Origin of the sequence: Ensifer adhaerens (assembly GCF_002940685.1) — a bacterium.
Lineage (GTDB): Bacteria > Pseudomonadota > Alphaproteobacteria > Rhizobiales > Rhizobiaceae > Ensifer > Ensifer adhaerens_E.
This window is the reverse complement of record NZ_PNFP01000003.1, coordinates 44,247-59,144: the sequence shown is the minus strand read 5'-3', so window position 1 is coordinate 59,144 and position 14,898 is coordinate 44,247. Positions and strand designations below refer to the sequence as shown.

The following is a 14,898-nucleotide window of genomic DNA, read 5'->3' as shown; positions in this document are numbered from 1 at the left end:
CCGTGAAGAAGTGCCTCAACCGATATCTGAAGCGGCGGCGTTCTTGCTGCCTTAGCCTCGCCTACTGGGTCGCTCCACCCTCGCGAACAGTGACGGGCAGCGTTTCCCATGAGCGGATCAACTCGCCGATCGAGGCCACCTCCATCTTGCGCATGGCATTGCCGCGATGCAGCTTGACCGTAACTTCGCTGATGCCGAGGTCGTAGGCGATCTGCTTGTTGAAACGCCCGCGCGCGACTTCGCGCAGAACCTGACGCTCCCGCTGCGTCAACGCAGAAAACAACTCGACGTTACGCTTGACCACCGCAGCCTTCGCGCATTGCTCAGCGTCGATCGCAATGCCCGCGGCGACAGCGTCGAGCAACGTCTGATCACGCGCCGGTTTGGTGAGAAAATCGACGGCGCCAGCCTTCATGGCCTGAACAGACATCGGAATATCGCCATGCCCGGTGAGGAAGATGATCGGCTTGGGGTTGCCGGTTCGAGCCAGGTGATGCTGCAGATCGAGACCGCTCGCTCCCGGCATGCGCACGTCGAGGATCAGGCAGCCCGGACGGTCCAGGACGTCGGCATCGAGCAGTTCACGGATCGAGGCGAAGCAGACCGGTCGCAGGCCCGCTGACAGGATCAGTTCGGCAAGCGCCTCGCGAACAGAGGCGTCGTCATCGACGATGGTGACGAGAGGGAGCTCCAGTTCACTTCCCCATTGCGGCGACAAGGGCATTGGCGTTCGCATGAGCGGCTGTTCGGCTTTCATCATCGTTCTCCTGTTTCTACATCCGGCAAAGCGCTGCCGATGGCTTCAAGAAGCGCCGGGCCGTCGAAAGGTTTGCAGAAAAGCCTGCTGACACCGCCGGCGCGGAGTCGATCCGCGATCTCATGCCGGCCGGTGATCAGGATGACTGGGAGGTCCGGGCGATCCTTCTCGACCAGATCACGAAGTTCAAGGCCACTTAGCCCAGGCATGCCGATGTCGGTGATGAGGACGTCGAGATCTGACAGGCCGTTGACCAGCAGCGCTTCCGCCGAGGGAAAACTGCGCACTACATGTCCAGCCGATTCCAGAAGATCCTCCAGCGACTCAAGCAGCCGCGGATCGTCGTCGACAACGGCCACCACGGGGCTTTTCTTGCTCACGATCCGCTCCCTCCCGTCCTGCGCGAATGGGTGATCGGTATTTCCAGTCGCTCTGCCAACCGCACGAGATCAGCGAACGACGCGGCTGCCATTTTCTGCATCACGTTTCTTCTGTGAATTTCGACTGTAACTTCGCTGATCCCCAGCTCGGCGGCAGCCTGCTTGTTGAGCAGGCCGCTCACGACCAGAGGCAGCACCTCACGTTCACGTTGCGTCAGTTCGAGGTATCGCCGTCTGACCGCGTTGAGGTCGGCGCGATCCGCTCTCGACTTCCGGTCCTGCTCCAGTGCGGTCTGAATAGCGGCCATGAGGTGCGCATCGCTGAAAGGCTTGGTCAGGAAGTCCACGGCGCCGCGCTTGATTGCCCTCACAGTTGACGGAATGTCGCCATGGCCCGTTATGAAAACGATCGGCGGATGGTCTCCTTCGGCAATCTGCCGCTGGAGATCGAGCCCGTTGATATCCGGCAGTTCGACATCAAGGATCAGGCAGGCGGGCACGTCCGGCTTCTCGAAGCCGATGTAGTCGCCCGCCGATTCAAACACTTTGGCGCGTATGCCGTGCGAGGAAAGCAGCTCGCTCAGCGCCTCGCGAATTCGGTGATCGTCGTCGACGATGAAGACGATATGATCTTCTGTCATTTCGCAGCCTTCGCTTCTGCAGGCAGGGTGAAGATGAACGTTGCGCCGTGCGGTTCGTTCCTCTCCGCCCACAGCCGTCCATCATGTGCTTCGACGATTGAACGGCATACTGCCAGCCCCATGCCCATGCCATGCTCCTTGGTTGTGAAGAACGGCTCGAATATCTTCTCGGGAAACGCGATGCCCGGGCCACGATCACTGATCTCGGTCTGGATCGTATCTCCCATCAGCCGCACGCGCAGACCAAGCACCCCGGCCCCCTTCGTGACATCCATTGCTTCGATGCCATTGCGCATCAGGTTGACGAGCACCTGCAGGATCTGAACCCGGTCGATCGAGACGAGGGGGAGATCGCTCTCGATGTCCGTATCGATGCGAACGCGGAGCCGCACCACTTCGTCGGCCATGAGACCCAGCCCCTCGGCCACGACACTGCCCAGTTCCGTGGGGCTTCTCGTCGCTGTCGAGCGCTTGAACAGCGCCCGGATGCGGCTCACGACATCGGCGGCGGAGTTTGCGTCGCGGATGATGCGCTCAGCCGTGACTTTCGCACGCGCGAGGTTCGGAGGACTATCCATCAGCCAGCGATGACATGCATGCGAATTGGCGACGATCGCGGCCAAGGGCTGGTTCACTTCGTGCGCAATCGAAGCCGAAAGTTCCGCAAGGCTTGCCGCCTGGCTCGCACGCGACAGGCGCTCCTGCGCCAGACGCAGTTTTTCCTGCGCCTGGACCTCTCCGTCGATGTCGAGACAGATGACGTTCCACTGCACCGTCTCCCCCTTCGGGTCGTACATGGGGGCGGCGCGCGTTTCCACCCAGCGATATTCACCGTCGAAACGCCGCAAACGATGCCTGCGCGCATAGGGTTCGCCGGTCGCCAGCGAATGGGCATAGTTGGTCTTGACGCCCTCGAGATCATCGGGATGAACACCGGCGTCGAGCGTGCCGGCCAAACGGGACTTTCCGGTTCCGTCCAATGCCTCGAGGTCGTATCCCAAAAATTCCCGGAGTTGCTGGTTGCGATAAATGGGCTCTCCATCGGGTGCTGCGCAATCGACCATCACTGGCAGCGTCTCGACGACTTGCCACAGGAAGCGCTCCCTCTCGCTGAGGGCAGCTTCCGCCTGTCTTCGCGCGGTCAGGTCGAGAATGTAGGCCACCCCCTGCGTGGACTGCCCCTCGAAGCAGGCAGCTCCGATCAGGACAGGCACCCGGCTGCCGTCCTTCCTGAAGAACTCCTTCTCGCGCGCCTGCATCTTGCCCGTCGCCATCAGTTCTTCAGCCTCGTAGCGGGCGTGCTTTTCCTGCCATTCCGGCGGGGACATATCAAACCAGCGAAGTCCTGCCCGCAGATCCTCCCGCTCGTACTGGACCATTCTGAGAAACGCGTCATTGGCCTCGAGAATCCGCCCGTCCAGATCCCAGAATACGATCCCGATAATATCGGAATCGATCAATCGTCGGATCTTGCCCCCTCGCTCCTCGAGCTCGCGGTAAAGGCGCACCTGCTCATCGATGTCGATCGACACCGAGTACCACTGCGCGATCGTTCCATCCTGATTGCGCAGCGGCTCGGCGCGCGTCTCAATCCACCGGTACACCCCGTCGATGCCGCGCATGCGATACTTCAAGGAGTAGGCTTGGCCTGTGGCGACGGCGCTGCGGATCGCCGCCTCGACGTCCCCGGCCTCGTCCGGGTGGACATAATCCTTCACGGCCGGTTCGAGGCGATCCCCATCGATGGCGTTTATCTCCTCCAGGCTGGCGCCGATGTAGTCGGTCAGTCGCTTGTTGAAGAAGAAAGGTCTTCCTTCAGGCGTCAGACGCCTGATGTAGGCGGGAAGCAGGTCTACAAGCTGCGAGAGCTCCCGTTCGCGTTCGCTCAATGCGAACAACGCCGCCTGGTGTTGTCGGGATATAGCAGCGACAATGACGGCCGAGATCGCGGAGACTGCCAGGAAGAGATGGAGCATGATCTGCTTGAGCGTCTGGGATCCCGGCTCGCCGGCAAACTGGCTGTCGCCGGATATCGTGAACACAGCGGCAATGATGGCGATCAGAGCGAGGCTGACCGCTGCGCCCCTGAATTCGAACCGCACTGCGGCCCACAGGAGCGGTGGCATGATCAGGTAGGCAAAGGGCAGGTAAGCGCTGAGGGACAGAACCGCGGCACCCAACAAAATCAGCCCTATGGCGGCGGCCTCCAGCCAACGGGGTTCCGAAAGAGCGGTTCCGCTTCGCCAATCCTGGAACAGGGCGAGCGCAAGCGGCGCAGCGATCAAGACCCCGGAGGCGTTTCCGAGCCAAAACAGGGGCCAAGCCGCTGAAAAGGATTGCATGTCGAACCACGCAAGCGTCGCGCTGGCAACCGTTGCACCGACAATTGGCGCGATCCCGGCGCCCAACACCATCAGTGCGAGCACTTCGGGCAAGGAGTCCAGCCGGACCGGCCGGCCGAAACGGGTGACGAGCCACGCGCCGACCACTGCCTCAAGAGCATTGCCGGCAAAGATCAATAGGGCGACAGGGAGCGGATTGTGAAACCACAAGACGTTGCCGACCAGTTCCGCGAGAAGGCCGGCCACGACCCATTGTGGCCAACTGCGCCTGGAGGCCAGGGCAAGCGTCGCTATGAAAAGCCCGCTTGGAAGCCAGATCGAGATCCCCGTTTCAGGTATGATTGCCAGCGCCTGGGCGAAACCGCAGCCCAGGACGTAAGCGGCAAAAAAGATCGCCAGGTGGAGGAGTTCGGGGCGATCCGACCAAACGCGCATGGTTTTCTCCTACCGGGGCGTCGACAGCCTGTGATTGTTGGCGCCTAGTCCTGCATCATCACCATCGATCTCCGGGCTGGTGACCATTGCCATACCTTAGCAACGGCATTTCATCGCCGCATCCTATGGAAATCCATGAGACACGGCCTCGTGAAGGTTGCTCAATCGCCGACAAGGCGCTCGCGCGCGAGCGCGCCGGAAACGAGAGGAACACCCAAACGCATGGTCAACCGCACGCGACCAGGTTGAGATGATCCGTGACGACGGCCCCTTCGCCATTTCATGTTCGGATTTGACCGCACTGTGAACCGCCTTTCGCAGCGCCCCTGTGGGCGCGTTTGGCAAGACCGATCTTGATCGCCACCAGGATGGGCGCGGCAACAAGGAAAAGAAGGGCAACGGCGGCGAAGGCCGTGTCGAAGGCAATGACCGTCGACTGGCCGGTCACGGTTCGGCCGAGAAGACTTGTCGCCGCCCGGCTGGCGGCGGCAGCGTCCAGGCCCTTCGCCATGAACATGGCCGTCGTGGCTGCCAGCCGCTCGACGACGGCCGGCGTTCCTGCCGTGATGCCCGCTCCAAGGACTGCGGTGTTTGACACCATCGCGTGGTCGATCAGTGTCTGGAGCCCTGCGACCCCCATGAGCCCGCCAAGCTGGCGGCCGCTGTTGAAGAGACCGATCCCGGCGGCGAGGTTCCGCTCGTCGAGCCTGCCGAAGGCGATCAGGGTGATCGAAAGAAACAGGAAGCCGAGGCCTGCCCCGCGCAACAGGATCGCCGTCATCATGTCCTGCGGGCCGCTCTCGCCGCTCGAGCCCGACAGCATCCACATCGCTGCCATGATCATCAGGATGCCGAAAGGCACGGTGGCGAAGGGCTGGAAGCCGCAGACCCGTACCAGAAATGCAGTCATGAGCAGCGCCGTGACGAACAGCGCGCTGCTCGGCAGCAGAAGTTGACCGGCTTCGGTCGGTGTCAGGGCGAGCACGGAAACGGCGAAGGACGGGATCAGGAAGGCGCTGCCGAAGAGCGCGGCGCCGGCCACGAAACTCACGATGAAGGCGAAGGAAAAATCCGCCGATGCGAACAGGGTGACATCGATGAGGCCCCGGCCTCCGGTCAGCACTTGGCGAGCGAAAAACGCCAGCAAGGCGGCGGCGGCGATCACCGCCAGCCACAGGACGTGCGGCGCCTCGAACCAGTCCCAGCGGCTGCCTTGGCCGAAGACATAGGCAAGGCAGAAAAGCGTGACGGCGATTAGCGCGAAGCCGATCCAGTCGAACGGACGGTGTGCGGTTCTTGCAGGTATCGGGTCCGCGGCGATCAGAAGCCCTGCCGCCGCCAGTGCGACGGGAACGACGCAGAAAAAGATCCATGTCCAGGAATGGTTGTCCAGCAGCCAACCCTCCAGCGCAGGCGCGATCGTCGCGGGCGCAACGACGGAGCCGATGGCGAACAGGCATTGCAGGAACGGCTGGCGGGACGCCGGATAGGCGAGAAAGATCGCCGCCTGGCCCGTCACGAGCAGGACGCCGCCGGAAAAGCCCTGAACGAGACGAAATGCGATCAGCACGTCCAGGCGTGTCGTAACGGTGGCGATGGCGCAGGCCGCACCCATAATGGCCGTCGCGCCAAGTATCAGGCCGCGCGGGCTGAACCGCCCCATCAACCCGGCTGCCGCCATGAAGCCGATCAACTTGAACCCGGTATAGCCGACATCCAGCCAGGCGAACTCGTCGGGCGTCGCATAGGTGTCGCCGATGATGTCGGCGCGCCCGAGCGCGAGGATGGTGCTGGCGATCGCCTCGGTCAGCGCCGCCAGCACGATGCCGCCGACAAGCAGCGGTCCTGCCGTCGCACGGGCGCGATGAGGCACTACGGCAAGGGCGACGGTCATGGCGCGCTTCCGAGATCGACTTTGACGCGGGCGGAAAGGCCGGGCACGAGACGGCCGGGCAGCGGATTGCCGGTAAAGTGAATCTTGACGGGAACGCGCTGAACGACACGAACGAAGTTGCCGGTTGCATTGTCTGCGGGAAGGAGGCTGAAGGCCGCCCCGCTGCCGGGCGCAAAACTGTCAACCACGCCATCCAGCACCTCGTCGGGATATCCGTCGACGGTGATGCGGACACGCTGGCCCTGCCGGATGTGTTGAAGCTGGGTTTCCTTGAAGTTCGCCACCAGCCAGACGTCATGGACGGGAACGATGTCCAGCAGCGAAACGCCGGGCGCAACGAAACGGCCGACGCGAACCTGCCGGTTGCCGACAACGCCGCCGACCGGTGCACGAACGACGGTGCTTTCGAGATCGATTTCAGCGAGATCGCGGGCGGCTTTGGCTTGCGCCACGGCGGCGGCCGCAGCTTCACGCTGTGCGGCGAGCACGGCTGTGCGTTGCCGCTGCGCCTCAACCGTTGCGGAAGCCGCAGACAGGCTCGCCTCGGCTCGTGCCCGCGCGGAATCGCTCTCGTCGACATTGGCCTGGCTGACGGTATTGCTGCGAATGAGGCGCCGTTGCCGCTCGGACGCCTTGTTCGCAAGGTCCAGTTCGGCGATCGCCGCCAGACGCTGCGCCTCGGCCTGCCGGATGAGGCTGCCCTGCAGCAGCGCCTCCGCATCGACATTGGCAAGACGCGCATCGGCCGCCTCGACATTGGCCACCGCCTGGGCGAGCCGCGCGCGATAGTCCCGATCGTCGATCCGGAGCAGCATGTCGCCCGCCTCGACCGCCTGGTTGTCGCGAACCTCCACGTGCGTGACATAGCCGGAAATCTTCGGCGCAAGCCCGGTGACGTCACCGCGCACATAGGCATTGTCGGTCGACACCGCATCGCCCGACCGGGCCCAGACCCATCCGCCGGTCGCGGTGACCACCGCGGCGAGGCACAAAAGCAGGCCAGCGATCTTCTTCCCCTTCTTCGGCTTCGCAGCCGGAACGGCCGCGACAACAACCTTGTCCAGCAGGGGGTCGATCGTCTCAATTCCCCCGGCCTGCCGGCCAAGCGGCGCTGCTCCGTCGCCGGTGGAAGGAATGTTCGGCTTGGATTTCCGGTCGGTTGCCATGTGGCCTCGAATGTTGTCTCGCGTTTGGGGCGCAAGATCGACATCGCCGCACCTGACGCGGCTTTCTGCCGCCGCCACGGCCATCACCCCGATTGCTTGCGTTCTGCGCGGGAGTCTAGGCTCGCCCTCAGCGATCCGCCACTACACCGTCGCATAGGGTTTCCACACCCAGTGAATGAGGCCGGCCATCGGGGGAACGCGTTGATGGCACTTCCCTGCACCATCATGGGCACTGCAACCTTGCGCCCCGGGGCCGCACAACTTTGATGCTGATCGACTCGCCGAACAATGCGGTGATAAGATCATGGGGTGCCATCGGCCTTGCAGAACCGCGTTCCAGGTGACGCCCTGGGGAAGGGAACAAATTGCTTGGCCGCACAAGGAACCGCAGAACCCATCGAACCGGCGATGCTGGCAGGTCCCAATTGATGGATGCCTGACGCGACAGGGTGGTCGACAAGGAGCGCCAGGCTATGGGCGAGGCCCCGCACGATCCTTTAGCGTCGCGCAATGGCGCGTCTCTCGCGATCGGCGCGATTGCGGCTCAGGTCATCGGCGGGCTCGTTCTGCAACTGTCGCCCTTCATGATAGGCGGCATCATGGCCGGGCTGTCGCTGTCCGAACGCGACGCCGGCGTCATCGTTTCCGTCGAGTTCCTCATGCTGGCTGTCACGGCGATCATGGTCGCGCCCATCCTGCCCCGGCTTAGCTGCAGACGGATCGGCTTGCTTGCCGTGGGGTTGGCGCTCCTTGCCCAAGGGGCATCGATCTTCAGCGCATCATGGACGTCGCTCGTCCTTCTGCGCTGCCTGGCCGGCATCGGCGAAGGCGTGCTTTACGCGGTGTCACTCTCCATTGTCGCTGCCCATTTCCACAACCCGGATAGGGTTTATGGCTACTTTCAGATCGTCTGGGCCTTGGGCAGCGTTGCGCTGTTCCCGATCGGCGGTGAACTGACTGCCGCCTTCGCGCATCGCGGCATCCTCTCGCTGGCCGCAGGCCTGACGCTCGCACTTGCGCCCCTTCTGCTGCTGCTTCCGCGTGTCCGCATCGAGTGTGGCGACAGAGCTGTCGCGGCAATGGCGAACGCCTCTCCGCTACTCGGCGTCATGACCTTCGCGGCGATCGCCCTCTACCTCACCGCATCCGCCGCGATCTACGCGTTCAGCGCGCCGCTTGGCGAACGGGCGGGGCTCGACGCAAGCGCGGTCGGCTATGCCCTGACGATCATGACGCTGGTGGGCCTTGTGGGCGCGGGCGCCGCCACGACGCTCAACATTCGCTGGGGGCGGACAATCCCCATCACGGGCTTCTGTGTCGCCTTCATACTCGTCCAGCTTGCGCTTTGCCTTTCCCGCGATCCGATCGCCTATGTCGTCGCCCTCGTCGGATCGGGTATCGTGTACTATTTCTCAGTTCCGTACCTGTTCGGCATAGCCGCGGCGCTCGACCGAAACGGACGCTGGGCGGCCGCGGCGGGATCGGCCTATCTGATCGGCTTCGCCGCCGGCCCGATCGTTGGCGGCGCCGTCATCGATGCGGCAGGATACGGCGCACTCGCCGCGGTCTGCATCTTGCTCACGGTCGCAGCCTGGGGGCTTGCCATCTCTGTCATCCGCGGGCTTCAAGGAAGGCTACAAATCGCGCGCACCGACGACGCCCTGGCGTGAACCGCCCGGTTCAGCCCCCTGCACTGCCGAGAGCCGCAGTTCCGCTTGGGGACCGCCAGGCCCGTCGGCGTCATGCGCTCGCGGCGCTTCGGCAACAGCCAATGGAAGCGTGAAGGCCACGGCCGCTCCCCGTCTCTCGTTGTTGGCAGTCCAGAGGCGTCCGCCATGTGACTCGACAATCGAACGGCAGATCGCAAGTCCCATGCCCATTCCATTTTGCTTGGTCGTGAAGAACGGCTCGAACGCGCGCTCGGTATCGGCGAAACCCATCCCGGCATCGTGAACCTCAATGCGGATGGCGTCGGGACCGTCGCGGAACGAGCGGATCTGAAGCTCCCTCGGGACGTCGGTTACGGCGTCCATCGCCTCGATCCCGTTCCGTATCAGATTCACGAGCACCTGCTGCACCTGGATTCTGTCGAGTACGACGGGCGGCAGCTCAGGCTCGAGCTTCACCTTGATGCGCGTGCCCTTTGCCGCGGTCTCGTCGGCCATCAGCCGGCAGACTTCATTGATCAGCCGGTTGATATCCTCAGGCAACCTCACGTGCTCCGTCTGACTGAAGAGAGCACGGATGTGCCTCACGACGTCGGAGGCCGAATTGGCGTCGCGGGTGATGCGCTCGGTCGTGATCTTTGCGCGCCCGACGTTTGGAGGCTCGGCCGAAAGCCAGCGGTGGCAGGCCTGTGAGTTCGCAACGATAGCCGCCAGTGGCTGGTTCACTTCGTGCGCGATGGATGCGGAAAGCTCGGCCAGGCTCGCTGCCTGCGTTGCGCGCGCAAGCTTGTCGGACGCCCGGCGCAGCCCCTCTTCCGCGTGGACCTGATCATCGATGTCGTGGCAAAGGCCGAACCATTGCACAATACGCCCGTCCTCATCCCGCATTGGCACCGCACGACCGGACATCCAGCGATAGACTCCATCGTACCGACGCATTCGGTAGTTCATGGAAAAAGGCTCGCCCGTGCGCAGGCAGCGTTCGAAGACATCCCACACCTCGTCCGCTTCATCCGGATGAAACATCGTGCTGAACACTTCATCCAGCTGTTGCTTGTCCTCCATATCCAAGCCAAAAAACTCCGCCATGTGCCTGTTGGCGAGCGTCGTCTCGCCTTCCGGGGTCACGCGCCAGAGATGGCTGGGGATCATGTCGACGAGTGTCGACAACTCGCGTTCCCGATCGTGCAGTGTCTGCTGCGCGCGCATCTCGTCATCGATGTCGATGGAAACGCCATACCATTCGGCAATCGTTCCGTCTTCGTCACGCCGGGGCTCCACCCGGCACTCCGCCCAGCGATAGTCGCCTTCGCTCTCGCGCCAGCGAAATCGCAGAACCGATGGGTCGCCGGCTTCGAAACTGTGCCGCAAAGCCTTCAGAAGACCAGGAGCGTCGTCCGGGTGGGCAAGCTCCTGCACCAGTCGCTCGATGCGTTTGGCCTGGGCAGGTTCGAAGTTCGGTATGGCTCGGAAATGATCCTGGTACCGTTTGTTGAAATACAGCGATTCACCCGTGGCCGTCGCGCTCCAGATCCGGACAGGAAGCGTATCGATCATCTGATGAAGCTGCCGCTCGCGCTGGCCCAATGCGAGCAGCGCCTGCTGATGCTGCCTCGAGATGGCGGCCACGATGAGCACGGAAAATGCCGAGATGACCAGAAACAGTTGCAGCATCACCTGCTCTTGCCGCTGGGTCTCCAGATCGCCGACGAATTGGCTGGCGCCGGATAGGGTGAATACGACCGTCATCAGAGCGAGGAGGGCCAAGGCGACGGCAGCACCTCTGAACTCGAAGCGCACCGCGGCCCAGAGCAGCGGCGGCATGACGACGTAGGCGGAGGCCAGGTGACCGCTGAGCGAAAGGGCGGAGACACCGAGAAAGATCAACCCCAGGACGCATGCTTCGATCCAGCGCGCGTCCTGGAGGCGGGGCCCGGCGCGCCAGTTCTGGAACACGACCAGCGCAAGCGGCATGACGATCAGGACTCCGGTGGCATCTCCAAGCCAAAATAGTGGCCAAGCGGCGGTGAAGGATTGCACGCCGAACCATGCAAGTGTCGCGCTCCCGACCGTCGCGCTTGCGACCGGCGCAACTCCGGCGCCAAGTATTACAAGCCCCAGCACGTCCTGCAAGGATTCGAGCCGCACCGTCTGCCCGCAGATCCGGGTTATGAGCCATGCGCCGACCATGGCTTCAAGCGCGTTGCCGGCATTGATGAGGATGGCGACGGGCAACGGATTGTGGAACCATACGACGTTGGCGAACAGCTCAGACAGGAGGCCACCCAGCACCCACCATGGCCAGCTACGCCTGGGGGCGAAGACAAGCGTGGCCATGAAAAGTCCGCTCGGAGGCCAAATCGAAATGCCTGTTCCAGGTACGATTGCGAGCGCCTGCGCGAAGCCACATCCCAGAACGTAGGCGGCAAAGAACGCCCCGAAGTGCCAGAATTGGGGGTGATGCGACAAGACGCGCGTCATTGGCTTCTCCTGTCGGGCAACGACAGTCTCAGGCTGGCAGCGCTTGGCATCTACCATCGTTGTCTCGGCTCGCAGTTGGAGTGCACTTGAGCGCAGCTTATCACAAATTGGCCCCGATCGACCCGCACCGGCACCATCGCTGCGCAAGACCAGCCTTGTTTGACCGGGCGGAGTTGGTCGGGGTTTCCGGCCTGGCCCTGAGTACGGTTCTTGAAGCTGCTTTGCGCGAAGCGTATCGGCTGGTTGGTGAAGGCGCGCGTCGATGGGTGTCAATTTGGGGGCAATGACCGCGAGGCCTGCCGGGCATCCGAGATCCGCCAGAACGGCCGCTTGACTTCGACGAGTTGGCGACGCGGATCGCCGGCTTTCGCTCTGTCGCGGATGAGCGCGACCAGGTCCGCCTTGACAGCCGGATCGGAGAAGTAGCTGTGACCGAGGAAGCTGCCACCCCCTGGGACCTCGATGAAATCGACCAGTCTGCCCATGTGAGATCCTCCCCACCGGGACGCCGCCTCGCTTCTCACCTTGGGAAGCCTGTCGACGTCGAGCTGACCCAGCCGCAAGACGCTGCCGGAAAGCAGCGTCGATGCGCTCAACGCCTTGTCCCCGGGGGATGAATAGATCGTGAGGTGCATGGCGCCTTGAGACGGTAACCTGCTTGGACTTGCTTCGCCGCCGAACGCAAGGTCCGGGTCCGATACCCATGCGAACAACTTGGAAGAGGCGACATCAAGATCAATATCGGGAGCGAAGAACACCGCGTTCGCGATCTTGTAGCGTTGCCACAGCGATGATCGCACGACATAGGCTTCGATGGCGAGTTGCTGGATCACGCTCGCAAGCACATCTGTTCCGCGGCTATGCGCCAGGAGGTGAAGCCGTTCGACTCCCTTGGTTTCAGCGATGATGCGAATAGCCTTCTTGAAGTCGGCTACAGCAAACTCGCTCGACTCGCGGTCAATGTTGTAGCCAAAGAACGAGCCGCCTTTGCCCCCGGCGGGCCATGTCATGACGATGCAGGCAAACTGGTTCTGCAGCGACCTGCAAATCTGCGCCGTGGCGCGTGCGGCGTCGTCAAAGCCGTTGTTGTAGCCGTGAATGAAGACCACGACTTCCTTGCGGCTGGCTGTTGCAACTCGGCGAGCGACTTCGGCCTGAAGCGACGCAGCCGCCTGCGCGTGAGCCACGACCGCCGCCGGCGTGCGGCGTAGCCCGGTCGCCGTCACAACGACGCCGTATGGTGTCGCCGGAAACCGTCCGGCCTCTGATATCGTACCGATACGAAGTTCATCCTTGCCGCGGGAAGAATTGTCCGTCGGCGTGATCGCCACGTTTCCGAAGCCCAGGAACATGGCTCTTTCGGCGCCGTAGGACAACGTGCCGTCCGAAGCGGTTACAGGCGCCCGGTCTGTCACGTAGAGCAGGTCGAAGGCTTCCGAACTCTGGCGGGACAGGACTGTCCGGGTTCCGGCCAACGGCGACGGCGCAAGCGCGGGATCCGTTGCAACCTCGCGCTGGGCGATACAGCCAGCGAGGAAGACGAGCAGGAAGAGCCCCGCGATTGTACGGCAAAGATAGCCTATCCGACCTGTCCCATATAGCGCGTGACTTTTCGACCACGGCCACCTTAGCAGGCAAAAGCAGTCTTGCCATTCGGTTCTCCTCCTTCGACGAAGCGAGGATGCGCTCACGTTGCGGCCTGAGGGCAGTGGACGGACGGCATTGGCGCTGCTCTGCCCGCGTGGCAATTCGGATCCGCGGCATGGGATGGACGGCGGTCAAGATTGCAAGACCGGGTACAGCCGTCACAGGACGCGGCACGGACATTCGCAAGTGTCTCGTCGACAAGGCGGCGGATGGTTTGTGCGCAGCGACCACACCTGGCACTGCAACCGAGGCAACCATAGACCTGGCTGACCGAATTCGGCCGCTCCGCCTCAATGGCGGAGCGAACGTCGCGATCGCTCAGTACATTGCACGAACAGACGATCATGGCGTCTTCCTTCTCGACCGCAACCGGCTCACCGGTCTGATACGAACCGTCAGTACTCCCAAGGGCCCGGCACCCAGACAAAGCGGTCGCCCTCGACCGCCACGTGGCAGACGGACGGGAAGGACAGGTGGGTGGCCAGCAGCGACTCGCGGTTCGCCGCCAGTTCCCGCAGAAGACGGACGCGGACGCGGGCCGCTTCCTCGGGGTCGTGTTCGAAGCCGTTGTACCAATCAGGGTGGTCGAAGCCGACCTGGAACACGGCATCACCGGCGAACATCAGTCGGTCGCCGCCCGAGGCCAGCCGGACAACGCTGTGTCCGGGGGTGTGACCACCGGTGCGCTGAACGCGCACGCCCGGCGCCACCTCGTGCTCGTTCTCGAAGGGCCGCAGCTGGCTGCGATACAGCTTCAGGAACCGCTTGGCCGACTCGCGAAGCGCGTCAGGGAAGCCCGGCGGCATGGAAACGTGGGAGAAGTCAGGCTCCTCCCAGAACTTGATTTCGGCGGCCGCCACATGGATCCGTAGATCCGGACGCAGCACTTCCTTCACCCCATCAATGAGTAGCCCGCCGATGTGGTCCATGTGCAGATGGGTCAGAACCACGTCGGTCACGGATGAAAGATCGATGCCGGCGTCATCCAACCGCTGGACCAACCGCCCGGCCCGCTTCAAGTCCGGGAACTCGGCCCCGATCCCGGCATCGACCAGTATGGTTTGCCCGCCGCTGCGCACCACCACCACGTTCAGCGCCCACTCGAGCACGTCCGGCGGCAGGAACCGATTCTCCAGCCACGCGGCCCGGGCGGCCGGGTCGGCGTTGTGACCGAGCATCGCTCCGGGCAGCGAGAGCACCCCGTCGCTGACGACTGTCACTTCGATCGTGCCGACCTTCAGCACATAGCGCGACGGAACCAACTCGTGCTCCGGCCGACCATGTGTGTACCTCGCCTTCACCGCATCGGCGCAGTGCTTGACCGAGGGGTGTTCTATCTTCTTCAGGGACATGTCGATCTCCTGCTTGGCTTGCCGCGGCCGTCTCGACCGCTTGTGCCGCCGGCCCGTGGACCGGCCGGTGCCTTCATGAACGGTTGCCCGGCGACTGCTGAAGAGATTGCGCCGGATCGACCCACTCGGCCATTAA

Annotated in this window: 11 protein-coding genes; 1 reads left to right on the top strand and 10 read right to left on the bottom strand. The window is 63.3% G+C overall.

Annotation, left to right across the window (positions count from 1 at the left end):
* Positions 1–61: 61 nt before the first annotated feature.
* The 6 genes from C1A35_RS06365 to C1A35_RS06340 form a co-directional block, all read right to left on the bottom strand.
* Positions 62–757 carry a response regulator transcription factor gene (locus C1A35_RS06365; protein WP_077966553.1) on the bottom strand — a complete coding sequence of 232 codons (696 nt, stop codon included), beginning with the start codon at positions 755–757 and terminating at the stop codon, positions 62–64.
* On the bottom strand, positions 757–1,137 hold the full coding sequence (locus tag C1A35_RS06360; RefSeq protein ID WP_077966552.1) for a response regulator: 381 nt from the start codon (positions 1,135–1,137) through the stop codon (positions 757–759). The genes C1A35_RS06365 and C1A35_RS06360 overlap by 1 nt, the downstream gene beginning before the upstream one ends.
* Positions 1,134–1,778 carry a response regulator transcription factor gene (locus C1A35_RS06355; protein WP_104663514.1) on the bottom strand — a complete coding sequence of 215 codons (645 nt, stop codon included), beginning with the start codon at positions 1,776–1,778 and terminating at the stop codon, positions 1,134–1,136. Before C1A35_RS06355 ends, C1A35_RS06360 begins: the two co-directional genes overlap by 4 nt.
* Positions 1,775–4,555, bottom strand: coding sequence for an MASE1 domain-containing protein (locus tag C1A35_RS06350; protein ID WP_104663513.1), 2,781 nt, complete (start codon positions 4,553–4,555; stop codon positions 1,775–1,777). Before C1A35_RS06350 ends, C1A35_RS06355 begins: the two co-directional genes overlap by 4 nt.
* 280 nt (positions 4,556–4,835) lie before the next feature.
* The gene (locus C1A35_RS06345; RefSeq protein WP_104663512.1) at positions 4,836–6,449 is read right to left on the bottom strand and encodes an MFS transporter; all 1,614 of its coding nucleotides are present in this window, start codon (positions 6,447–6,449) and stop codon (positions 4,836–4,838) included.
* Entirely contained in the window at positions 6,446–7,525 is a 1,080-nt protein-coding gene (locus C1A35_RS06340; protein WP_440271505.1) for an HlyD family secretion protein, read from the bottom strand. The genes C1A35_RS06345 and C1A35_RS06340 overlap by 4 nt, the downstream gene beginning before the upstream one ends.
* A gap of 563 nt (positions 7,526–8,088) precedes the next feature.
* Between C1A35_RS06340 and C1A35_RS06335 the strand changes: the two genes are divergently transcribed.
* Positions 8,089–9,285, top strand: coding sequence for an MFS transporter (locus C1A35_RS06335; RefSeq protein ID WP_104663511.1), 1,197 nt, complete (start codon positions 8,089–8,091; stop codon positions 9,283–9,285).
* On the opposite strand, the gene C1A35_RS06330 is transcribed toward C1A35_RS06335, so the two are convergent.
* The 4 genes from C1A35_RS06330 to C1A35_RS06315 form a co-directional block, all read right to left on the bottom strand.
* The gene (locus C1A35_RS06330; RefSeq protein ID WP_104663510.1) at positions 9,250–11,763 is read right to left on the bottom strand and encodes an MASE1 domain-containing protein; all 2,514 of its coding nucleotides are present in this window, start codon (positions 11,761–11,763) and stop codon (positions 9,250–9,252) included. The genes C1A35_RS06335 and C1A35_RS06330 overlap by 36 nt on opposite strands.
* Positions 11,764–12,032: 269 nt before the next feature.
* Entirely contained in the window at positions 12,033–13,346 is a 1,314-nt protein-coding gene (locus C1A35_RS06325; RefSeq protein ID WP_440271504.1) for an alpha/beta hydrolase, read from the bottom strand.
* Positions 13,347–13,450: 104 nt separating this feature from the next.
* A complete protein-coding gene (locus C1A35_RS06320) occupies positions 13,451–13,756 on the bottom strand; it encodes a (2Fe-2S)-binding protein (RefSeq protein WP_104663509.1) in 306 nt (101 codons plus the stop codon).
* 49 nt (positions 13,757–13,805) lie between these two features.
* On the bottom strand, positions 13,806–14,762 hold the full coding sequence (locus C1A35_RS06315) for an MBL fold metallo-hydrolase (RefSeq protein WP_104663508.1): 957 nt from the start codon (positions 14,760–14,762) through the stop codon (positions 13,806–13,808).
* Positions 14,763–14,898 lie beyond the last annotated feature (136 nt).

What these genes read in the sequence shown, in the direction of transcription:
- C1A35_RS06365 (WP_077966553.1), bottom strand. Translation starts at nt 757, where the DNA reads ATGAAAGCCGAACAGCCGCTCATGCGAACGCCAATGCCCTTGTCGCCG.
- C1A35_RS06355 (WP_104663514.1), bottom strand. Translation starts at nt 1,778, where the DNA reads ATGACAGAAGATCATATCGTCTTCATCGTCGACGACGATCACCGAATT.
- C1A35_RS06350 (WP_104663513.1), bottom strand. Translation starts at nt 4,555, where the DNA reads ATGCGCGTTTGGTCGGATCGCCCCGAACTCCTCCACCTGGCGATCTTT.
- C1A35_RS06345 (WP_104663512.1), bottom strand. Translation starts at nt 6,449, where the DNA reads ATGACCGTCGCCCTTGCCGTAGTGCCTCATCGCGCCCGTGCGACGGCA.
- C1A35_RS06335 (WP_104663511.1), top strand. Translation starts at nt 8,089, where the DNA reads ATGGGCGAGGCCCCGCACGATCCTTTAGCGTCGCGCAATGGCGCGTCT.
- C1A35_RS06330 (WP_104663510.1), bottom strand. Translation starts at nt 11,763, where the DNA reads ATGACGCGCGTCTTGTCGCATCACCCCCAATTCTGGCACTTCGGGGCG.
- C1A35_RS06320 (WP_104663509.1), bottom strand. Translation starts at nt 13,756, where the DNA reads ATGATCGTCTGTTCGTGCAATGTACTGAGCGATCGCGACGTTCGCTCC.
- C1A35_RS06315 (WP_104663508.1), bottom strand. Translation starts at nt 14,762, where the DNA reads ATGTCCCTGAAGAAGATAGAACACCCCTCGGTCAAGCACTGCGCCGAT.